The sequence below is a fragment of the Prosthecobacter sp. genome (genome assembly GCF_044378005.1).
Lineage (GTDB): Bacteria > Verrucomicrobiota > Verrucomicrobiia > Verrucomicrobiales > Verrucomicrobiaceae > Prosthecobacter.
Window position 1 is genome coordinate 1 of the sequence record NZ_JBILYB010000022.1, and the last position, 21,405, is coordinate 21,405.

Annotated in this window: 19 protein-coding genes; 12 read left to right on the forward strand and 7 right to left on the reverse strand. The window is 60.0% G+C overall.

Annotation, left to right across the window (positions count from 1 at the left end; genetic code table 11):
• The 5 genes from AC6FTP_RS06765 to AC6FTP_RS06785 form a co-directional block, all read left to right on the forward strand.
• On the forward strand, window positions 1-316 hold a 316-nt coding region (locus tag AC6FTP_RS06765), incomplete at its 5' end, for an alpha/beta hydrolase (protein WP_497206146.1).
• Window positions 317-386: 70 nt separating this feature from the next.
• A complete protein-coding gene (locus AC6FTP_RS06770) occupies window positions 387-5,477 on the forward strand; it encodes a DUF1800 family protein (RefSeq protein WP_497206147.1) in 5,091 nt (1,696 codons plus the stop codon).
• 11 nt (window positions 5,478-5,488) lie between these two features.
• Window positions 5,489-6,952 (forward strand): DUF1501 domain-containing protein, encoded by a 1,464-nt coding sequence (locus AC6FTP_RS06775; protein WP_497206148.1) that lies wholly within the window; start codon window positions 5,489-5,491, stop codon window positions 6,950-6,952.
• 6 nt (window positions 6,953-6,958) lie between these two features.
• Window positions 6,959-7,669: a zinc metallopeptidase gene (locus AC6FTP_RS06780; RefSeq protein ID WP_497206149.1), complete on the forward strand. Its 711-nt coding sequence runs from the start codon at window positions 6,959-6,961 to the stop codon at window positions 7,667-7,669.
• Window positions 7,670-7,768: 99 nt separating this feature from the next.
• Window positions 7,769-8,779 (forward strand): dihydroxyacetone kinase subunit DhaK, encoded by a 1,011-nt coding sequence (locus tag AC6FTP_RS06785; RefSeq protein ID WP_497206150.1) that lies wholly within the window; start codon window positions 7,769-7,771, stop codon window positions 8,777-8,779.
• A gap of 1,514 nt (window positions 8,780-10,293) precedes the next feature.
• Here the strand turns inward: AC6FTP_RS06785 and AC6FTP_RS06790 are convergent.
• Window positions 10,294-10,641: a VOC family protein gene (locus AC6FTP_RS06790; RefSeq protein ID WP_497206151.1), complete on the reverse strand. Its 348-nt coding sequence runs from the start codon at window positions 10,639-10,641 to the stop codon at window positions 10,294-10,296.
• Window positions 10,642-10,650: 9 nt separating this feature from the next.
• Complete coding sequence (locus tag AC6FTP_RS06795) at window positions 10,651-11,160, reverse strand: hypothetical protein (protein WP_497206152.1); 510 nt, start codon at window positions 11,158-11,160, stop codon at window positions 10,651-10,653.
• A gap of 100 nt (window positions 11,161-11,260) precedes the next feature.
• Between AC6FTP_RS06795 and AC6FTP_RS06800 the strand changes: the two genes are divergently transcribed.
• Together AC6FTP_RS06800 and AC6FTP_RS06805 are read left to right on the forward strand one after the other, a co-directional pair.
• Complete coding sequence (locus tag AC6FTP_RS06800; RefSeq protein ID WP_497206153.1) at window positions 11,261-12,070, forward strand: MBL fold metallo-hydrolase; 810 nt, start codon at window positions 11,261-11,263, stop codon at window positions 12,068-12,070.
• A gap of 104 nt (window positions 12,071-12,174) precedes the next feature.
• Window positions 12,175-13,092 (forward strand): class I SAM-dependent methyltransferase, encoded by a 918-nt coding sequence (locus tag AC6FTP_RS06805; RefSeq protein ID WP_497206154.1) that lies wholly within the window; start codon window positions 12,175-12,177, stop codon window positions 13,090-13,092.
• A gap of 18 nt (window positions 13,093-13,110) precedes the next feature.
• Here the strand turns inward: AC6FTP_RS06805 and AC6FTP_RS06810 are convergent, their stop codons facing one another.
• The gene (locus tag AC6FTP_RS06810) at window positions 13,111-14,865 is read right to left on the reverse strand and encodes a DUF6600 domain-containing protein (RefSeq protein ID WP_497206155.1); all 1,755 of its coding nucleotides are present in this window, start codon (window positions 14,863-14,865) and stop codon (window positions 13,111-13,113) included.
• A 148-nt stretch (window positions 14,866-15,013) separates the two neighbouring features.
• Here AC6FTP_RS06810 and AC6FTP_RS06815 point away from each other — a divergent pair, with 148 nt between their 5' ends.
• On the forward strand, window positions 15,014-15,808 hold the full coding sequence (locus AC6FTP_RS06815; RefSeq protein ID WP_497206156.1) for a phthiotriol/phenolphthiotriol dimycocerosates methyltransferase: 795 nt from the start codon (window positions 15,014-15,016) through the stop codon (window positions 15,806-15,808).
• 41 nt (window positions 15,809-15,849) lie between these two features.
• A complete protein-coding gene (locus AC6FTP_RS06820) occupies window positions 15,850-16,080 on the forward strand; it encodes a hypothetical protein (RefSeq protein ID WP_497206157.1) in 231 nt (76 codons plus the stop codon).
• Between the two features lie 9 nt (window positions 16,081-16,089).
• Here AC6FTP_RS06820 and AC6FTP_RS06825 read toward each other — a convergent pair whose 3' ends face one another.
• Window positions 16,090-17,088 carry an SAM-dependent methyltransferase gene (locus tag AC6FTP_RS06825; RefSeq protein ID WP_497206158.1) on the reverse strand — a complete coding sequence of 333 codons (999 nt, stop codon included), beginning with the start codon at window positions 17,086-17,088 and terminating at the stop codon, window positions 16,090-16,092.
• A gap of 88 nt (window positions 17,089-17,176) precedes the next feature.
• Window positions 17,177-17,494 (reverse strand): YMGG-like glycine zipper-containing protein, encoded by a 318-nt coding sequence (locus tag AC6FTP_RS06830; RefSeq protein WP_497206159.1) that lies wholly within the window; start codon window positions 17,492-17,494, stop codon window positions 17,177-17,179.
• Window positions 17,495-17,629: 135 nt separating this feature from the next.
• On the opposite strand from AC6FTP_RS06830, the gene AC6FTP_RS06835 reads away from it, so the two are divergent.
• Entirely contained in the window at window positions 17,630-18,355 is a 726-nt protein-coding gene (locus AC6FTP_RS06835) for a LamG domain-containing protein (RefSeq protein WP_497206160.1), read from the forward strand.
• Window positions 18,356-19,014: 659 nt separating this feature from the next.
• On the forward strand, window positions 19,015-19,437 hold the full coding sequence (locus AC6FTP_RS06840) for a hypothetical protein (protein ID WP_497206161.1): 423 nt from the start codon (window positions 19,015-19,017) through the stop codon (window positions 19,435-19,437).
• Here AC6FTP_RS06840 and AC6FTP_RS06845 read toward each other — a convergent pair.
• Window positions 19,431-19,655 carry a hypothetical protein gene (locus AC6FTP_RS06845; protein WP_497206162.1) on the reverse strand — a complete coding sequence of 75 codons (225 nt, stop codon included), beginning with the start codon at window positions 19,653-19,655 and terminating at the stop codon, window positions 19,431-19,433. The two genes, AC6FTP_RS06840 and AC6FTP_RS06845, sit on opposite strands and share 7 nt — an antisense overlap.
• Before the next feature lie 32 nt (window positions 19,656-19,687).
• Between AC6FTP_RS06845 and AC6FTP_RS06850 the strand changes: the two genes are divergently transcribed.
• The gene (locus tag AC6FTP_RS06850; protein WP_497206193.1) at window positions 19,688-20,572 is read left to right on the forward strand and encodes a carbohydrate kinase family protein; all 885 of its coding nucleotides are present in this window, start codon (window positions 19,688-19,690) and stop codon (window positions 20,570-20,572) included.
• Here the strand turns inward: AC6FTP_RS06850 and AC6FTP_RS06855 are convergent.
• Window positions 20,558-21,391: an SPFH domain-containing protein gene (locus AC6FTP_RS06855; protein ID WP_497206163.1), complete on the reverse strand. Its 834-nt coding sequence runs from the start codon at window positions 21,389-21,391 to the stop codon at window positions 20,558-20,560. The two genes, AC6FTP_RS06850 and AC6FTP_RS06855, sit on opposite strands and share 15 nt — an antisense overlap.
• Between the last annotated feature and the right edge of the window lie 14 nt (window positions 21,392-21,405).

Below are 21,405 nucleotides of genomic sequence, written 5' to 3' on the forward strand. Positions count from 1 at the left end.
TTTTCCTGATCCAGGCATGGCCAAGGAGGCCAACCTCATCCGTGCCATCGACAAGGGGCTGCCGCCCATGCTCATCATGCACGGAACGGGAGACCGCGTGGTGCCCTTTGCTGGCAGCTACGAGTTTGCCCGCAAGAGTGCCAAGAAGAAGAACATGTGCCGCTTCATCGAGTTCGAAGGCCAGGGGCATGGTTTCTTCAATTTCAATCTCTCCTTCGAAATGTACGAGGCAACCCTCATGGCCATGGACGAGTTCTTCGTCGAGCTTGGCTTCATTGAGGCTGATCCAGATGCCGGGCTTGGGAAGTTTGATTGAGTTTGAAGGTTTGTGTGGCGCTCATTGCGCAAGATACATTCGACCGTTAAATTGAGATATAGCCCTTTCTATGCGCCTCACTCCTGATCGCTTCCTTTTGCTCCTGTTCGGGTGCGTTTTCCTGACAGCTACCGCTTGGGCGGACTTCACCACCGTCTGGTCGCTTGGAACTTGGAACGGTGATCCTCAGGAATTTGGTGACGATAACGGACCGACATCGGCTCCGGGCAGTGCGACGGCGAGGGATAATGACTACTACTTCGCAGGGACGTATCCTTCACCCATTGGCGTGGTGGCGGCGGCGGAGCCTTGGGCGAACTTCGAGAACGGACTGGACACTTGGACCACGACGAAGCGCATCCATTTCAATCTGACCGCCGGGCAGGTAACGAGCACCGCGCGGATGCGGCTGAATCTGCATCACTGCTGGGGTGGATGGTGGCATCCGACGACGGGCGCATACATGGAAGGCTACGGCACACACACCTTTGAGGTGCGCTGGCGCACTGGTCTTAACCTGACTACCACGACTCTACTGGCTACGCGGACAGTCACCAAACAAGGCACGGCGGTGATCGAGGTGAACGCTGGTAGTTTCACGCCCGTGGCAGGTGAAAACGTGCTGGAGATCAGTCGCTCGATCCCGCTTTCATCCCCGAACGGCGCGGTGAGTTTTGATGCGCTGACGCTGGAACTGGACCCAACGGCGCTTGTGGATGCGGATGCTGACGGCCTTCCGCGCTGGTGGGAGCAGGATCATGGACTCAATGATACGCTCCTGGCAGATGCAGCTCAGGACACGGATTTGGATGGCCTGACAAACGCGCAGGAATATACCCGCCAAACCAAGCCGCGCGATGCGGACAGCGATGATGACGGTCTCAAAGATGGCCTGGAGACGGGCACGAACCCACTACTCACGGATACGGATGGTGACACCATCAATGATGGCGATGAAGCGGCTCTCTTGTCGAATCCGAATCTGGCTGACACTGATGGCGATGGCGCAGGAGATGCCTGGGAACTGCGCACGGCCTATCTTCCCGCTTCGTCTGCGAGCACGCCTCCAAGTTTCGCGACAGCCATTGGCATCAAATTTGTTTCCGATGCAAATCCTCTCAACACCCTCTTGCCCCAGGCCGTGACGGGCTTGTTTCCCCAGCGGAATTGGAACTGCACCTGGCCGCTGACTGGCTGGCGGAACGGCGCGGGAAGCACGACGGACATCGATGTCCCTCTGGTGGATGGCATCGTGAACAGTGCGGGAGTCACTGTGCCGGTCACGCTGGCATGGACTTCTGATGGTGGTGCCTGGGCCAGTGGTAATGGTGAAACATCCACGGGCCGTCTGCTGGATGGCTACCTGAGTGCGACGTCCGCGATTCCAGCGAGTGTGACGCTCTCCAGGATCCCTTATGCGACCTACGATGTGGTGGTCTATGCTGGCTCGTCCTATGACGGAGCCCATGCGCGGATTCGACTGAATGACAACTCCGGCGCGGATCGGCATTTCGTCAGCGCCAGCACTCGTCCGCAGCAAGATCTGATCGACCCGACGATCTCAGATTCCGCCAAGCCCTGGCGTGGCAATGCCATCCACTTCCGTGCCGTCACCGGCAGTACGCTCAATGTCAAAATGCTGACTGACGGCTGGCATTCCGGCGGCATACATGCCATCCAGATCGTGGACATGAGTGTCGATGGGGATGGCGATGGAATGCCAACCGCCTGGGAGTTTGCCCACCAGCTCAGAGCTGAATTGAATGATGCCTCGCTGGATGCGGACGGCGATGGATTGAACAACGGTGCTGAATACACGAAGCGCACCCATCCACGTCTCGCCGATACAGATGGGGACGGTTTGAATGACAATGTGGAGACTGGCACGAGCACTTATTTGAGCGCGACTGATACAGGCACGAATGCGCTCGTCGCTGACACGGATGGCGATGGACTCAGCGACGGCGCGGAGATGGCGGTGAAGCCGCTGTTCACTTTCCCAACCATCGCCGACAGTGATGGCGACGGGCGCTCGGATGCAGAGGAGGTGGCTCGTGGCACAAACCCGAGAGGCTCGAATGTGGAAAATGCACGGATGCCAGTGATTCAGGCCGTGGGCTCGCACAGCTTCGACTGGAACATCAGCGACATTCAAGTCATCTGGGACCACGAACGAGGTCAGCTCGAAGAGGGAGCTTGGAGGTCAAATGATCTCTTCACCATCTCGCTGCAAAACTCGGCGGACACCTCCGGCTCGGATGCCATGTATCTCGCACTGACGCAGCGCGGCGGACGATTGACGTGGTATTTCCATACGAACCCGAACGGTGCTTTCAGCAGTCCTGATGACGACAACGCTAGCTACTGGGACAGTGATTGGGACTATCCGCCTTCGGTCGATCTGGCACCGCTGCTCGGCTTCAGTGGGCATGGCACCGTGGACATCTCGGATCGCTTCCGGCTGCGTGTGCAAGGGGCTTGTCTCACGGGAGCTCAGACGGAGTGGAATGTGACCTTCAGCATCACGAATCAGGACACGAGTCAGACCGTCTTCACCCGCACTTACACGGACTGCAAGGCGCATGACTTGATCCAGGATGGCAATGCGCTCTGGCATGATCGCAGCAGCCCGCCGGTGGAGGATCGCTTCCATCTCTGGCAGCATGATGGCGTTCAGGTTTTCTTCCAGTCCACAGTCATCGAAACCACGGCGGCTTACATCGCCTGGCGTGATCATGATGAAGACGGAATGCCGAGCGCTTGGGAGACGACCCATGGCCTGAACATCAACTCCGCTGCCGACGCTGCTCTGGACAACGACAGCGATGGCCTCTCCAACCTTCGCGAGTATCTCACAGGTACGAATCCCAATGATGCGGACAGTGATGATGATCTGGCCAAAGACGGCGTGGAAGTGCAGGCGGGCAGCGATCCACTGCTCGCCAGCAGCAAGCCGCCTCTGCATCACGGCACGCCTGCCGGAGTCGTTGGGGAGGATTTAAATGGCAATGGCATGGCTGATGCCTGGGAGCAGTGGGCGGGCAGTTTTAATCTCAGCTCTCTGCTGGATGTGGATGGTGATGGTATGAGCAATAGCGATGAATCCGAAGCGGGCACCGATCCCTTTGATCCAACTTCGCGTCTCTGGGTGGACACGCAGCGTGCGGGCAATGACCTCACCGTCCGCTGGCCGTTGCTGCGTTATAAACAACACCGCATCTGGCAGAGCACGAATCTCAGTTCGTGGTCCACGGTGTCTGGGAATCCTGTTGCCGTGGGCGAGGAGTATCAGCAGACACTCGCGGGTGTGTTCGGAGGAGCGCCGATCTTTTATCAGGCCAGCGTCTTGAATCAGGACACGGACAATGACGGTGTGAGTGACTGGACCGAAGCGAACGTACTCGGCTCCAGCACGACCAGTGGCAGCAGCATGCGCAGTGATGTGCCGGTGGATGCGAATCATGATAGCAACACTGAAGGCACGATGAGCGGAGATTACGCCACGCTCGTGGAGCAGTTCCAGGGTGCTTCGGGCACAAGCGGCTTCCCCGGCGGTGGAGCTGGCACAAACGTGTCCCGCGTGCAGGCCTCACGCTTCCTCATGCAGGCAGCATTCGGCCCGATGCTGGAGGACATCCAGCGCGTGCAGCAGCTTGGTTACGATGCCTGGATCACGGAGCAGATCGCCAAACCGAGCACGCTGCACTCGACCTACATCAAGGGTATTTATGAGGACATCTTCAGCCAGCGCCAGAAGCGGGATTACAGCTTTGGCGGGACGGACGAGGACCCTTTCCTCTTTGGCAACAACATGATGACCGCGTTTGCCCGTGCGGCCATCCAGGGGGAGGACCAGCTCCGTCAGCGCGTCGCTTTTGCGCTCAGCCAGATCCTCGTCACCTCACGCCGAGACTCGAACATCGAGAACCGTGTCCTCGGCATGGCGGACTACTATGACATCTTCGTGCGCCGGGCCTTTGGCAATTATCACGACATCCTGACGGAGGTCACCATGCATCCCGTCATGGGCCGCTACCTCAGCCATGTGGGTAACCAAAAGGCCGATCCGAGCATCAACCGCTACCCGGATGAAAACTACGCGCGTGAGATCATGCAGCTCTTCACCATCGGGCTTTGGAAGCTGAACCCCGATGGCACGCGCCAGCTCGATGGCCTCGGCCAGCCGATCCCGACCTACACGAATCCAGACATCACCCAGCTCGCGCGAGTCATGACCGGGTTCTGGTTCGGTGGTCAAACTTGGGGCAGTGGCGGCTGGACGGAGCAGGACTACACCACGCCCATGTTCGTTCATGCAGATCGGCATGACTTCGGTTCCAAAACTCTGCCCGGTGGATATGTCATCCCAGCTCGCCCGGCCACGGCGGAGAATGCTCGGCGCGACATCGAGGATGTCGTGACCTTCCTTTTCAATCACCCGAACACGGGCGTCTTCATCAGCAAGCAGTTGATCCAGTTCCTCGTCACCGACAACCCAAGCCCAGCCTACATCCAGCGTATCGGTGGCGTCTTTGCAGACAATGGCAGTGGTGTCCGTGGTGATCTCGGTGCTGTCGTGAGAGCGATCCTGCTCGATGAAGAAGCCCGTGATCCGCGCTTCACCGAAGCCACGGCGCATGGTCGTCTGAAAGAGCCCGTCATTCGTGCGATGGCCCTTGGTCGTGCCTTTGGCATGAAGCAGGTGCCGAACTTATTATGGTGGGATTGGAATGACTTCTTCAACGCCAGTCGCCAGGAGCCGACCTATGCGCCGAGCGTCTTCAATTACTACCGCCCCGACTACAAAGCCCCCGGCTTGCTGACGCAAAACAACCTCGCCGCGCCCGTCTTTCAGATCACGGACAGCTACAGCGCCATCTCCTATCCGAACCGACTCTGGGACATGATCGAGAACGGATTCCACCTCTGGGACACCTATCGCTATCCCATCGATCTCGCCCGCGAGAAAGATCTCGCCTCGACTCCCGAACGTCTTGTCGATCATCTCAACCTGCTTTTCTGCGCGGGCAAAATGCGCCCCAGCACGCGCACGCTGATTTTGGACACACTCGCCCAGATTCCTGCGGATCAAACCGCCGCCCGTGCCCGTGTCGCCGCCTACCTCGCCCTCGTCGCACCGGAGGGTGCAGTGATGAAATAAACGAAACTGATATGAACTCCTCCACTCGTCGTCGTTTCCTCGGCCAGAGCGCCTGCTCGGCTGTGAGTAGCATCTCGGTGATGAACATGCTGCTGAATCTGCAAATGGCCGGCAAGGCCGCTGCGCAAGGCGTGCCGACGGATCGTAAATCCCTCGTCTGTCTCTTCCTGCATGGCGGCATGGATTCCTTCAACTGGCTTGTGCCGCGCGACTCCACCCGCCATGCCACTTATTCGGCCACGCGCGGGAATCTCGCGCTGCCCATCCTTCATCCGACGGAACCAGAGTTAAACCTGCGCGAACTCGTCCAGAGTGGTGGCGACGGGCAGCTCTACGGCATTCATCCGAGCTGCTCTGGCCTTCAGGAGATGTTCAACGGCCTCGGTGGCGATACCGCGAAACGGCGCGCGGCCATTTTATCCAATGTCGGCACGCTCATCCAGCCGGTGACGAAGGCGCAGTATCTCGCCGAGACAGTCCCGCTGCCGAAGTCGCTCTACTCCCACAGCGATCAGGTGGACCAGTGGCAGACTTCCGTGCCGCAGGGCATGACGCAGCTCAGTGGCTGGGGAGGTCGTGCAGCGGATGTACTGCACACCACAGTGAATGATGTCACGAGCATCGCGATGAACATCTCCCTCTCGGGAAACAACCTCCTGCAAGTGGGGAACAGCACCACGCAGTTCGTCGTGACGGACAGCGGCGCGCTGCGGCTCACGGGTGAAGACCAATCCAGCGCTTTGCATCCGCTGCGACTGAAGAATGCCGCCCACAAAAGCATCATCGAGCAGAGCTACGCGAACCTGATGCAGCAGTCCTACTCGCAGCTCACGAAAAGCAGCATCGAGCTTCAGGAGTTCTTCCTCCAGCAGTTCAACAACTACGACGCCAGCGCCATCAGCGGCTTCTTCCCCTCCGACAACTGGGTGGCCAGTAACTTCCTCGCTGCGGCAAAGATGATCGCTCTGCGCGGACAGCTCGGGCTGCGCCGCCAGACCATTTTCATCAGCCACGGGGGCTGGGATCATCATGGCGAGTTGCTCGACTCGCAGGCGGAGATGCTCGACCTCCTCGACCCCGCCCTCCTCGCCTTCCAGCGTGCTTTGGAGCAGCTCGGTTTGCAGGACAGCGTCATCACCTTCAGCGCCTCCGACTTTGGCCGCACGCTGCGCAGCAATGGCAACGGCACTGACCACGCCTGGGGTGGCAACGCGCTCATCATGGGCGGCCCCGTGCAGGGCGGACGCATCTACGGCAGCTTCCCGGATCTCGCTTTGGAGAGCAACAATGACACCGGCTATGGTGGTCGCCTCATTCCGACCACGAGTGTCGATCAGTTCCTCGCGGAAATGCTGCGCTGGTTTGGTGTTCCTGCGGCAAACATGAGCTACGTCCTCCCGAACATTGCCAACTTCTACAACGTTAACTCCTCCAGCCTGCCCATCGGTTTCCTCAAACCCGGCACCTGGACCTGATTCATCATGCTTGTCATCCCCATCGTTCTCTTCCTGATCTGTCTCGGCATCTGTCGTTGGGCCACAGGGAGGTTTGATGAAATGTGGGCGCAGGGCGTGAAGGAGCGCGTGCCCACTGCCCACACCGGCGCGGAGATGGCGCAGCTGTTCTTTAATTTCGAAGGCGTCAGCGATGTCGAGATCATCGAGCACAACGCCATGGTCACGAACTACTACGACCCCGCCCGCCGCCGCCTCTTCCTCAGCCGCGAAGTGGGGCAGGGGACCACCATGGCCGCCTGGACCGTCGCCCTGCATGAGGCCGGCCACGCCGTGCAGGAGGGAGATGCCCTCAAGGACTTCCAATGGCGGCAGTCCGTGATCAAACTCAACCGCTACGCCCCCACGCTCGCCGCCGTGTTGGCTGCCGGTGGCATGATCCTGCTGAAGTTCCCCGCGCGTTTCGCGCTCATCGGTCTGCTCGCCATCTGCCTCGGCATCCTGCTGCTGAATCTCGGCACCCTGTCCGTCGAGTTCCGCGCCAATGCCAGCCTCCGCCGCTTCCTGGAAAAGCACCTCGCCAAATGGCCCACCGCGCTGGAGCGCATCCAGGGCTACCTCCAGCGTGCCGCCACTCGTGAGGTCGGCGATATGCTCCGATCCCCCCGCTACTTCCTTTTCAGCGCCATGCCCGGCTCGGGCACCGCGCGGCCGGTGAAAAAAGTGGAGGACGAGTGAGCAGGAAATGGGCGGTGGATGACATGCATCCAGCTTTGACAGATTCAGGGCCGCCCGCTACACCTTGCGCCCGCCAAACCAACCCGTTCTGTATTTCCCATGAGCAACAACTCCGCTAAAAAGATCATCAATGACCCGCTGAAGTGCGCCGACGAACTCTTCGAAGGCCTCGTTCTCGCCTATGACGGCAAGGCCCGCCGCGTGGGCAAGCGCTCCATCGTCATGAACGACCTGCGCCCCGACGCGCCCGCTTTGCTCGTGGGTGGCGGTGCCGGTCATGAGCCGATCTATCACGGCCTCGTCGGCAAAGGCATGGCTGATGGTGCTGCCGTGGGCGATATCTTCGCCGCACCTCCGCCTGACATCGTTTTGGAGGCCACCCAGGCCGTCAGCCGTGGTAAAGGCGTCCTCTATCTCTACGGCAACTACGCTGGCGACGTCATGAACTTCGACATCGGCGGCGAACTCGCCACGGACGAAGGCATCACCATCAAGACCGTCATCATCAATGACGACGTCTGCTCCGCTCCGCCGGACAAAAAGCAAAACCGCCGTGGTGTCGCCGGACTCGTGCCGATCACCAAGCTCGCCGGAGCCGCCGCCAGCGTCGTTGATTCCCTCGACGAACTCGCCCGCATCGCTCAAAAGGCCGTCGATATGACCCGCACCGTCGGCGTCTCCACGAAGCCCGGCTCCATCCCAGCCACCGGCGCACCCACCTTTGACCTCGCGGACGACGTCATCGGACTCGGCATGGGCATCCACGGTGAAAAAGGCGTCGGCCTCATCCCCATGTGTACCGCCGATGAGCTGGCCCCGAAGATCCTCGACCTCCTCTTCGCCGATGACCTGCCGCTGAATGCCGGAGACGAGATCGTCTTCTTCGTGAACAGCCTCGGCTCCACCCACATGATGGAACTGCTCATCCTTCTCCGCGCCGCGAAGCCCATCCTCGAAGCCCGTGGCTTAAAAGTCCACCAGACCATCGTCGATAACATCGTCACCTGCCAGGAGATGGCCGGCGTCAGCTTCAGCATCACGAAACTCGATGCCGAGCTGAAGAAGCTCTGGGACATGCCCTGCGAAAGCGTCGGCTACACGAAGCTGTAATCTTCATCCATCAGATCGTTGCCCTGGCGGCGGACGAAAGTTTTCGTCCCACCAAACTCAGGGTTCAGCCCTTCCAACCCAGGTTGCACGTCACCAACTCTGGAGTTGGCGGCGTGAGATTTCGGCTTTTTGGGGCTCTGGGTCGCCACGGAGAATCAAAACGTGCAGGGCTGCGTGAAAATGACTGGCGTAGCGAGCCCATCGTAGGCCGGATGTGTTCGGCGCGCCGGGGTTCGAAAAACACGCTGGAGCTCTCCACCAAACTATCCGGCTTCAATGAACCCCGCAGACTCCCACGCTCCCGAACCCGCCGGATAGTTCGGCGATAAAGCTGCTGACAAACCTCACGATCTGTAAATGATGCTTCACGTTAGCCGAAAATAGAAAATGGAATTCCACCCACTTCCAGATACCTCCGTCCATGAGATTAATCGCGCAGCATTGGCAGCTCTGAACGCGATTGGCCTTTTGCCGACATACCTTGAGGATCACACTCCCAAAGAGGTGATAGCGGCAATTGACGCAGAGATAGAATTGTTTCGATCCTCTGGAGAATGCGAAATCAAGAAGGTCTACTTGGCATGCCTGTCGGCACTTTATGGATCTTGTTTCGTAAGGCAGTTAGATGGAGTCTGGATGACCGGCCCTGAGGATGAAGGTTCGCTTCTATACGTTGTAGCACAGGGCGGTGAAGGAGGCTGGGTGAATCCCTCCGATTCCATTGCGGAGGCACTGTCTGGGAGGTATCGAGGAAGCCTGTCTTCGAACTTCGATCAATGGATCAAGCGTTGCCTTGAAGAATCAGCAGGCGGCTAACAAGTCGCGGATGGCCCCCCCCACTAGCCCCTCTGTTTTCGATGCTTCACCTTCATTTAACCTCAACCTCGCGATCAACGCTGGCCGCCGCTAGTGGGGTTGCCATCGCTTGAATCGTTCGGCGTTGCTACGCACACCATGAGAACGACGCTCCCAATTTTGGCTCTTTCGATACTCACTCTGAGTGCGTGTGCCTCTAAGCAGCATGTTCTTGTCATTGACGCCAGTTCGAGGCGGCCCATTTCGATGGCATCCGTTACTCCTGTTTTCCCCTCATACAACTGCCCCTCCGTTCCTACATCTGGCGAGGGCATCGCTCTTGTCCCTGTGTCCACGCGCCAACTCGGCCTCATTGTCACCGCGCCTGGATACCGCCAAGGTTGGGTTTCGCTTCCAGCCACGCAGCCAATCGTTGTTTCACTCCGACCAGCACACCAATGATAACATCCGCAACGCCGAACATGAAAGGGGGCATGGCTGCGAGGAACGAACCAGCCAATGCCCCTCTGGTTGAACAAGCCCGGCTTTCGCTCTGAGGGCTGCTTTATGTGCGTTTTGTGTTGCGCGATGGATGGCCGATTCGCATCAGCATCCTGATTTTGGTGCGGTATTTTTGAAGCAGGGCGGATGCTTGCTGTCGTGCCTGTTGGCTCTGATCGGCCTCTACCTCGCTGCAAGCTCACCGCCTCCGTCAGTCCTCACCCGACATACTGTGTGATGAAACCCTCGTTGCCTTCGGGGTCGCGGTAGCGGCCGAGGAGGATGGGCTCGCCTTCGCGCTGGGCGGGGAGTTCGAGGAGGTTGCCTCCGGCTTTTTCGATGCGCTCGACGGTGTCGAAGACGTCTTCGAACTGGAAGCTGAGGCCGGTGGTGTTGATGCTGCCGTCGTGTCCGCCGTGGAAGGCGACGATGGCATTGCCGAAGCTAAGCTCGCTCCAGAACTCGCTGACGAAGATCTCATCGAGACCGAAGACCTCTTTGTAGAAGCGCACGGCCCGCTTCATGTCGGCGGCGAGGAGCATGAACTTGACCTTCTCCGGGCGCATGGCGGGATCTCAGGCGGCGGCGCTGCTGGTGCCGGACTTGGCGGCGGTGGCGGCGTTTTCTGGCAGGGCCACGTTGGACCCGTTCGAGCCGGAGCCGATGAGCTTGCGGAAGATCTTCTGGGGGAAGGAGGTGCCTTTTTCCTCGGCTTCGAGCTGGGTGAGGGCGGTGGACTTGGCCATCTCCCAGGCGGGGGCGAAGCCGGGGGCGTTGATCATCATGTGCTTCTCGGCGCGGGCCATGATTTCCAGCTCGCGGGTGAGTTTGTTGTCCGGCTTTTCATTCAGGCGGGAGACCTGCATGCGGAGGCTTTCGTTTTCGGAGGCCAGGCGGGCTTTCTCTTTGTTGGTCTCGGACATCTGGCGGGCTTCGAGCTCCAGCTTGTCGCTCAGGTGGGTCTTGTAGCGGCGGAATTCGCCTTTGGTCTTCCAGTGGCTGAAGATGGCCAGGACGAGGAAAACAGCTCCGAGGGTGAGACCCATGCAAAAGGTGTAGAAGGGATTGGCGAAGATTTCGAACATGAGCGGAGCTTAAAGCCAGAATCGGGAAACGGAAATCTGAAATTGTGCCTCGAACTTGCCGCTTGCCGTGCGGCATGGGCTGTCCTTGGATGGCCGTCTCATGAGCATTCCTCTCGAAGATCTTTTTAATGATGTGGTGGGCAAGTCACAGCGCGGCCTCGGCTTTACCGTGGAGGCACTGGCGGAGAAAGCGGGTGTCACCGTGGCCCAGGTGGAGGCGGTGAAAGACGGTGCTCCCGACCACGCCACGCTTCTGAAGCTGGCCCCGACGCTGGGCCTCCACGGTCCGTCGCTGGTGACCATGGCCGATGGCGGTTGGTCCCCGGCGGAGGTGGCGTTGGATGGTCTGGCCCAGTTTAACACGACCTACCACGACATGACGGTGAATGCCTACCTGGTCTGGGATGCCGAGACCCGCGAGGCTGCTGCCTTTGACACGGGTGCCACGGCGGCTCCGATGGTGGCGAAGCTCGGCGAACTGGGCCTGACGCTGAAGTATCTCTTCCTCACCCACACGCACCCGGATCATGTGGCTGACATCCCGACACTGGCTGCACCCGCTGTGCTCGTGAGCGAGCGCGAGCCGCATCCTGCGGCGCAAACCTTTGCGCCAGGGACGACCTGGCAGCTCGGCAGCCTGACGATCGAGTCCCGCTCCACCTGGGGGCACTCGAAGGGCGGCACCACCTTTGTCGTGCGCGGCTTGGCACAGCCCGTCGCGATTGTCGGTGATGCTCTCTTTGCCTCCTCCATGGGCGGCGGCGCGGTGTCGTTCCCCGATGCTCTCTCCACGAACCGGAAGGAAATCTTCACCTTGCCCGACGACACGGTGATCGCCCCCGGCCACGGCCCGCTGACGACGGTGGGCGAGGAGAAGGCGCACAATCCTTTTTACCCGGAGTTCAAGTAGGCGAGGACTCGCTGTCGCCATAGAGGCCGACGGAGTAAGGAAAAGGTGGGAGTACACCCCATCGACGGTCTGTTGCGGCTGCTGGACGATGCCCGGAGATGGACATGACCCTCACCCCTGAGCCGCCGATACTCACCTCACGAATCACAACGGCCTCGAAGGAAGTGGCTTCGAGTCAGTCATCCGGTCCAGAGATCACCTCTTCCTGCGCTATGGATCTGGTGAACAATCGCCACCGAATGCCGCTGGTGAGCAAGTTTCGGCTGCTGGGCATGACGCTGAAGGAGAACGGGTGGGTGTACAGCTTGCTGCTGGGGGCCTACTACGCGGGCAGCGGCCTGGGAACCCGGGCTTTCGAGGCGATGCAGACTCGGCGAAAAGCGCATGGGCTGCCGGGGCTCAACAGCCGTGGCCTGAATGCAGAAATCTGGGATCACTGGGACTGGACGGCGGGGGGCGAGGAATGGACGCTGACGGATGCCTGGAAGAAGTCTCTGGTCAGGCAGGTATTAAAGCCAAGCGTGCCCAAGGACAGCGTGGTCCTGGAAATAGGACCGGGAGCCGGACGCTGGACGCAGTATTTGATCCCGCTGGCTGCGGACTACACCGGCATCGACCTTTCCAAGACCTGCGTGGATCTCTGCACGCAGAAGTTTGCCTCGCCGAGCGCCCGCTTTCGAGTCAATGGCAACAATCTGCCGGGCGTGGCTGAAGCGAGCATTGGGTTGATCTGGTCCTTCGATGTTTTCGTCCACATCAACCTCGTGGATATCGCCAGCTATTTGGAGGAGTTTTTCCGGGTGTTGAAACCCGGTGGGCGGGCGGTCATCCATCATGGCACTTCTGCCGGGCATGGAGGTGGCTGGCGCAGCGATGCCACGGCGGGGGAGCTCAACCGATTGATTGAATCCAACGGGCTGCGTGTGGTGGAGCAGTTCCACCATTGGATGGAGGACGGACAGCGCCACGAAGTGGGGCTTTACCAAGACCAGATTACGATCATGGAAAAGCCCGCAGGCTGAGGCAGAATGGAAGGCGGCTCAGCGCTCCCGCCGTTTGTCTCCAGGTTTGGGAATCGAAGGTGAGGTGCGTTTCTGAGGAACTGCGCTGGGGCGTGCCTGTGGGGCAGCCGGTCTGGCCTGGGGCTGTGGGCGTGGCGCGGACGGTCTGGCCTGAGGCTGCGGGCGTGACTGGGGGATCTGGGGCCGCACTTGAGGGGCGATGCGTTGATATTTGGTGGGGGGGCGAATCTGGGGTGCGGCTGGTTTGACCTGGGGTGTGGGACGCGGAGGTGTCATTTGAGGCCGCACCTGAGGTGCGGTGCGCTGAGGCTGGGATGGCAGGGCGCGTGGCTGAGGAATGCTTGGCCGGACCTCGCGCACTCTCTCTGGAATTGAGCGTGACTGGGGCAGGGTTGGCATCGCGCGGGACTCTGGCATGGGTCGTGTTTGGGGTGGAGTGAATGGCGATGTAGGGGGCTCTGTGCGGCGGACCTCTGGGAGACGTCCTGGAAGACTTGGCCGACTGCCAGGAATCACCGCCGTGGCTTTCGGTGGCAGGTTCATCGCTGGCGTGGTGGGCCGCTTCGTTTCTGGGCTGGAGCTTGGCAGAGTTGGTGGTCCGACCCGGCGGCGATCTTCGTCATTGCTCGATCTGCCGACATCAGGGCGGGGCATTTCATTGGGGGGCCTGATGGTGGGCACGGCTTTGCGGACTTCTTCACTGCTGCGGCGTGGATCTGTGACCCGGCTGAAAACTTTGCGCTCCTCGGGACGCAACAGACGACCAACGGCTGGAGGTGACACCTTGCTGGTGACGACTTCGGGCGTTCTATCCGGCAGACTGCCACGGCTGACTCTGGCCAGCTCGTCGCGATGATGCTCACGCAGGCTTTCGGCGGCTTTGCTGTCGCCGACACCACGCCAGCCACGGTCGATGTCCGGGCGTTCCAGGCTTTCGCGAACGCGGGAAGGGATGCTGGGGGATGAATCGCGCCTCACGGAGGGTGCGGCGACGACGAGCTGGCCGCGCTCGATGCGGGAAAGGCTTCTCAATTCAGGCGGACTGCCGCCACGAGGGTCGAGCCAGTTGTTGCGGAAGGTTTCATCATCACGGCGCAGGCCGAGGCGGCGGATGCCGTCGTCACCTCTGCCGAAGCGGTCAGGGTCAGGGCCGCCGACGAAGATGTTGTTCACCACGTTCTGCTGATAGGTGATGTTGGTGATGTTCACCGACTGGTTGATGTAACCGAGGTTGCGATGGCGATCGACGATGCAGTGTCTCAGCGATGTGCGCCGGGCGAAGAGATTGAAGGGAACGAAGTTGTAGTAGGAGGGGCCGATGTCGTAGTAGCTGTCTGACCACTGATTGAAACCGATGCTGGCGGACCAGCGCGCCTCTGGAGGCAGGGGTGCCCAGCCGACGTGATCATTTGTCTGCCGCCAGGAGACCCAGGCGGGAGCCCACTCATAACCGGGCACCCAGACCCAGCTTCCCTGCATGCGAATCCAGCGGCCATAGTGGTAGGTGGCCCAGCCAAAGTCTTCGTTGGAGATCCAGGTCCAGCCGGCATCTGTGTAGGCCCAGTAGCCGTCCGAATAGGGAGCCCAGTCAGTCTGTTGGGCGACGGTGGGCTGCCAGACATACCCGTAGTCATCACCGTAGATCCAGTCGCCATAGGGGCTGAGTGTGTCGAAGAAAAAGTCGATGGAGACATCGACCTCCGCGTGAGCCGAAGGAACCGGCACGGCCACGGCGAAAAGCGCGGCACATAACCAAAGTTTGAGGAGTTTCATGATGGGTTGATGGGTGTGTTACGTGTGCTTGGATGCAGCGTGGGTGCATTCATTCAGTTTATCTGTGATTCATGGTGGGCTGGTGGCGCAGGATGTTGTTTGGGCACTCGCCTCTCCGAGCTACTGCTGTGCTACCCCGCCTTACTCCATGTCACTCCTCGAACGCCTCTTTTCCATCGGCCCGGTCCGCAAAGCCATCTGGCAACTGTGGTATCCCTTTCTGACCCGCCGTTTGCGCGGTGAGGAGGTGCTGTTTCTCAACTACGCCTTCGAAACCGACCCGCCTGTCGGCTTGAAACTGGAGCCAGATGACGAGCCGAACCGCGCCTGCATCCAGCTTTATCATCATGTGGCATCCCAGGTGGATCTGCGGGGGAAGACGGTTTTGGAAGTGAGCTGCGGTCACGGCGGCGGCGCGTCATGGCTGACGCGCACGATGCAGCCAGCGAGCTACACGGGGCTGGATCTGAATCCCACAGGCATCGCCTTCTGCGCGCAGCGCCATCGCGTGCATGGGCTCCGCTTCAAGCAGGGTGATGCGCAGCAGTTGCCTTTTGAAGACAGCTCGCTGGATGCGGCGATCAATGTCGAAGCCTCCCATTGCTACCCGGACTTCGCAGGCTTCCTCGCCGAGGTCGCCCGCGTCTTGAAGCCCGGTGGACACTTCCTTTATGCCGACTTCCGCTTCAGCGATGGCTTCGCTGAATGGGAAAACGCCATCGCTCAAGCGCCGTTGCACGTTGTGCAAACGCGCGATATCCGCGCCGAAGTCCTGCGCGGCATGGAGGCCAATGCCGCGCGCAGTGAGGCGCTGATCTGCCAGCGGTTGCCGCGCTTTATGCACTCGCTCGGGCGCGACTTTGCGGGCATCCCCGGCTCGCGTGTGCATGAGGCGCTGAGGAGCGGTGAACTGTCCTATCGCTCGTGGTGCTTCCGAAAATGAAACTCATGGCAATGCCCTCCATCGGGAGCTAGGGAAGCATCATGAAGCTCGAACAAGGCCAGATCTGGAAGAAGGGCGATGAATACATCCGCATCGTCGAATGGGCGCGCATGTCCATCGAGTACAAGCTCATGAAAAACCCAATCTCCAAGGTCGGCACGGTGCATCGAGCCAAGAAGAAGGATTTCTGCCGTCTGCTGAAAGGCGCGGTGCTGGTCATGCCGGAGAGAGCTGACGCACCCGAGCCTGAAGTCATGCCACCTGCGCTATGAACGAGTTTGTCACCGGCTGATGACGGTGATTTCCCGGCGGTTGGCGGGGAGCTGACGGGCGTGGAGTTCGCCAGGGGCGAAACGCCGGGCCTGCTGGAGGAGGGCGGGTAGCTGAGACTCGACCTGACCATCGTTGATCTTCAGGGTGAGGGCCAGCCAGCGCGGATAGAGCATGTGGGTGAGACGCTCGACGTATTTGAGGGCGAGTCCGGGGTGGAGGTTCATGTCGGAGGCGAGGAGGTCGATCTGCGGAGGGAGATCGCGCGGGGAGACTTCGCCAGCAGGGATGGGGAGGTGGGTGTAGTTCGGGTGGGCGAGCACGCGTGGGTCCATGGCACCCGTGTCCACTCCGATGACTTTCATGCCGCGCTGGAGGAGTGCCCAGGAGGCTCCGCCGGGAGCGCTGCCGAGTTCCAGGGCGATTTTCCCACTGAGGGCTCCGAGGGCGGTGAGGTCTAGCCAAGTGAGGGATTGCTCCATTTTCAGCCAGGCTCGGGAGGGAGCTTCAGGCGGGAGGGGGAGGCGGCTGAGGGCTCCGGGGCTGGGATGAGCGGCGGGGCTGCGACGGTGAATGCCGATGAACCAGGGCTCGGTCTCGGCACTGATGATGACATCAAGGATGTGCTGGCCGCGCGGGGCGAGTGGGATGAGCGGGGCGAGATCGGCTTGGATACGGTCGATCTGAGGCCAGACATTCTCGGGCACGCCGTCCTCGCTGTAGCAGCTGGGGAAGACGTGAATGGCAGCGAGGTCGAGGGCCAGGGATTGGACGAGGGTAGCGACCTCTGCTGCGCTGCGAGCCATGCCTGCGGACCAGCCACTGACAGCGGAGAAGGAGGCCTCGAGCTCGAAATCAGGGCGAGGCTCTGTGCGTGCCTTCCAAGTGATGAGCTGGGGGCGCATGAATGCGGGGGTGAGCCAGCCGCCATGACGTGCGGCGACCTCACGCTTCAGGGAGGGCTCAGAACCGGCGCTGCAGGTGGCAAAGACAAACTCGGGTGTTTTCATCGGCTCATCTCTGGCACGGTTCGCAGGCACAAAAAAGCGCGACCTGCATGAGGTCGCGCTTCGTGGGGGAGGCCGGTGAGGCGGAAGATCAACGGTAGTAAGGCTGACCGTTCGGGTAGTAACCGGCAGGCTGCCGCTGGTTGTAGTAACCCTGCTGCTGATTGTAATACTGGGCGTTGCGCTGGTCCTGGGAGTTGCCGATGGCATTGCCGCCGAGGGCACCGAGGCCGGCACCGATGGCTGCACCTTCAAGTCCGCGACCGCTTTGATTGCCGATGATGCCGCCGACCGCAGCGCCGCCGAGGGCACCGACGACAGTACCCGTTTGGGCATTCGGCCCAGTGGCACAGGAGGAAATGGAGATGATGGTGAGGAGTGAGAGTGCGATGTTTTTCATGTTTTTCATGGGGATGACTGGACGGAGGTTAGTCGAAACAAGAAGTATTTTGTTCATCTAACATACGCATTTTATCGCGGTGCTGGATTCCAAGGAAGGAAATTCGCCGCAATAACCCGGGGGAGAGGCCGTTTTGGTGCGCCCATGAAAACCTCATTGCTGCTTGGTTCCCTCTTCCTCCTGACTCTTGGTGCTTCGGCTGCCGATGCGCCTCTGCTCGCCGTGCCCGGCGCGGTGATTTATGAAAACAAGCTCGATGCCGCCCCTGCTGCGCCTTGGAAGGCCGCGAAGGGAAAGTGGGAACTGGTGGAGGGTGTGTGGCGTGGCTCGGAGCTGGTGGAGGACAAGCATGGTGCGGTGACGCGGCTGCCGAATCAATTGAAGGATTTTATCATCGAGTATGAGTTCAAGTTTGAAGGTGCTCGCAGCACGAGTCTTTCCATCAATGCCGTGAAGGACCACATGGCGCGCATCATGATCACGCCGAAGTCCGTGACGATTCAGCGGGATGACAATGACCACGAGGGGCCGGACAAGGCAGTGATCTTTGCCCGCTTCGAGGCGGATCTGGCTCCGGGCACCTGGCACAAGGTCCGCCTGGAGATGGTGGGAGATGTGATGGTGGGCAGGGTGGATGACCTGGTGGCCTGGGGCAGCAGCGAAATTTTCAAGACGCCGAAGGCATCGCCTGGTTTCACCGTCGGTGGTCAGTCTGTGGATCTGCGGAACCTGAGCATCCGTGAGGCCTCGCTGAATCCAGGCTGGGAGTCGGCGAAGGCGGCTCTGCCAAAACCCGGTGAGAAAGTGGCGGCCGCCCCAGCCGCCGCGAAGGGCAAAGGCAAAGGGAAAGGCAAAAAGAAGGCGGAGTGAGGCTTGGAAGTGTTTTTAGAATCTCTCCGAACTCCTCTTTCCGAAGCCGGGAAGGGGAGTTTTCATTGGTGTGCGGACCGGGATCATTTTTTCTTGTGAGGAAAAAGGGGATTGACGCCTGACCACCGTTCCCGCTAAAGAACTATTTCCACTAATTTCCGTCCTCCCCGATCTTCCCCATGAGCGAATCCGAAAACCTGCCAACGCCACCTCCCCCGAGCTCGCCAAAAACTTCCGCTGTTCCCCTGAAAAAGGAGACGGTCCGTATCACCCTGCGTTCCCGTCCAGGAGAGGGAGCAGTGCAGCCTCGTGAGTCCACCTCTCCGGTGAGTCCCGTGACTTCCAGTGTGGCTCCGAAGAAGGCCACGGCTCCGATTCAGCTTCCGTCCGCTCCGCTGCCACCACCGGCTCCGAAGGCATCCACCTCTCCAGTGCGTCTTCCCCCTCCGGTGATGCCTGCTCCCAGTGCTCCGCCACCGCCTGCTGCTACCGTGCCGATGGCTCCACCTCCACCTCCTGGAGCTGCCCCACGCCCGCCAGTGGCTCCCTCGGCCCCCATTGCGCCGCGCCCGCCTTCTGCACCGTCTGCGCCCTCAGCTCCTAGGATGGAGAGCGGTGCTGCAACGGCTCCTCTGGCAAAGACCGTCCCTCTCAAGCCTGTGTCTGCTGCGCCGCGCACTCCTGGCACGGGCACTGGTCCGATGGTGGCTGCTCCTGGTGGTGCCCCCACAGCGGGTCTGCCAAAGGCTACGGTGAAGCTGCAACAAACTCAGCCGATGTCCCGTCCGAGCATCTCTGCTCCTCCTAGCGCTCCGGTGAAGCGCACGGCCTCGGCAGATTCAGAGCAGTTCTACAACGACGAAAAAGATCCCGAGGAAGGTTTGGTGCCGCTTTCCGTGGTCTGCTTGCTGCTTTCAGCAGTGCTCCTGGCCATCCAGATGTTTGGCAGTGACCGTGTTTCCTCAAGCAATGATTCGCCCATCATGGTTCCCACGGCCAATCCGGTGAAGTGGGAGCGCATGAATGAGGACCACACTTGGAGCAACGACTTCAGCCGCAGTCTGCCCCAGATTCCTCAGTGATCCTTGCTGTTCGCTTGTGCTGATTTGACCTCTTCATTCTGTTTTAACTTCTTCCGCTGACTTTCATGCCTCTTGCCCTCCTGGTTTTCGTCCTCGCTGTCGCCGCTCTGGCTCTGAACTTCCTCGCCAAAAGCGGCGGGGTGGGATTCTGAGGCCCTTTTCAGTTTAAAAGTATCTTCTTCTGAGCAGCCCAGATTCCTCTCAGCTAATTTCGTCATTGGCCGAAACTGGAGTCTGGGGTGTTGAGGTGATGGGAATAGGTGCGGCCACGCTGGATGATCTCTGGGTGGTGACTGATTTTTCTGATCATGAATGCGTGAAGCAGGCGCATGATCATCTTTTCATGGGCGGAGGCCCCGTGGCAACGGCTCTGTGCGTGCTTGCCTGCCTGGGGCACGCAGTGGCTCTCGTGGATGTTTGTGGGGATGATGCAACGGGGGATTCCATCGTCGCTGACCTGGAGAAGCATGGAGTCTCGACCACGATGATACGGCGGGAGGCGGGCGCTCGCTCCGCTCGGGCTGTAGTGCTGGTCCGGCGTGGCGACGGGGCGCGGCAAATTGTGTTTCAGCCTTCGTCTGCCGGGGAACCTGTGATCGATGGTGCGATGAAGCGGAAGATTCGTTGGGCGCGCCTTTTACACCTCAATGGCCGTCATGAATCAACTGCCCGCGAGGCGGTGAAAGTGGCGCAGGAGGCTGGAGTGATGATTTCTTTTGATGGAGGTGCCGGGCGTTATCGAGATTCCATCCGTGATCTGGTGGAGGCGAGCCAGGTGGTTATCGTCTCGCGCGACTTCGCTCAGCAAATGACGGGGAAAGTCGAGATGAAGGAATTGATGGAATGCCTGTTCCAGCCGCCAGCGCAGGTGGTTGTGATCACGGACGGCATGCATGGCAGTCATGCGATGTGCGCGGATGGGAGGTTACATCATCAACCGGCTTTTGAAGCCATACCTCTCTTGGATACCACGGGATGTGGGGATGTGTATCATGGGGCATTTCTCCATGGCTGGCTGAGCGGCTGGAATCTGCCGGAGTGTGCCAGGTTTGCTGCGAGGCTGGCCGCAAAGAATGCGGAGGGGTTCGGTGGCAGGTATGTGTGCCTGAGTGGCGGAGCGTCAGTTGCGCGCTGAGCCTGGGATCGGTCCATCGCGGCCGACTCTGAGCCAGCCTTGACCGGGGATGTAGGCGCGACCGATGGAGGAGCGTTCGACGTTCTTCCAGAGGGCGGGGTCACCATGAATTTTGATACGATTCGGGTCTCGTGGTGCCGGGCGGGCTTTCTTTTTCTTGTCAGCGATTGAGTCGATAGCGTCATTCATGCCAAGCCGGGCGACTGAGTCGCTGGTGGCAGTGGAGATTCTGGCTGTGGGTGGAGGGCGGGAGGAAGAGCCAAAAGAGGAAATTTCCAAGTTCTCCTCCATCGCCAATGCGTCAGATGAGACGCCGCCTGGGCTGTAACCGAATTTGAAGCGGTCTAGCAAAGAATCTGGGAGGGTGGTGCTGGGAACTTTGGAAACCCCCTGCGAGTGCTGGAAGATGGTGATGTCAGAACTGATGGACTGGATCTTGGCCTGTTTAAGCGTGGTGCCGGTGGTGAGGATGATTTCGGGAATCACCACTCCCAGGGACTCTTCACGGGCTCTCTGGATCGAGTTGAGGAAGGCATTGGCCAGATTGGAGCGGTCTTGTTTGATGAGCTCGATCTCGGTTCTCAGCTTTTGATTTTCCTGTTCGATGATCTGTCCGGCGGCGATCAGTGCCGCTGCTTCTTTACGGGCGGCCATCCAGGCTTTGGTTTGCTTGATGCTTTCCTCGGCGACGACAAGTTGCTGCCTTGCAAGGACGACATCCTTCTGAGCATCATCCATTTCCATGGTGTAAGCCCAAAAACTCGATCCGGCGATGAGGGCAGCCAGACAGAAGCCATAAACGATGATTTTACCGTCCATATTGAGGGCCCAAT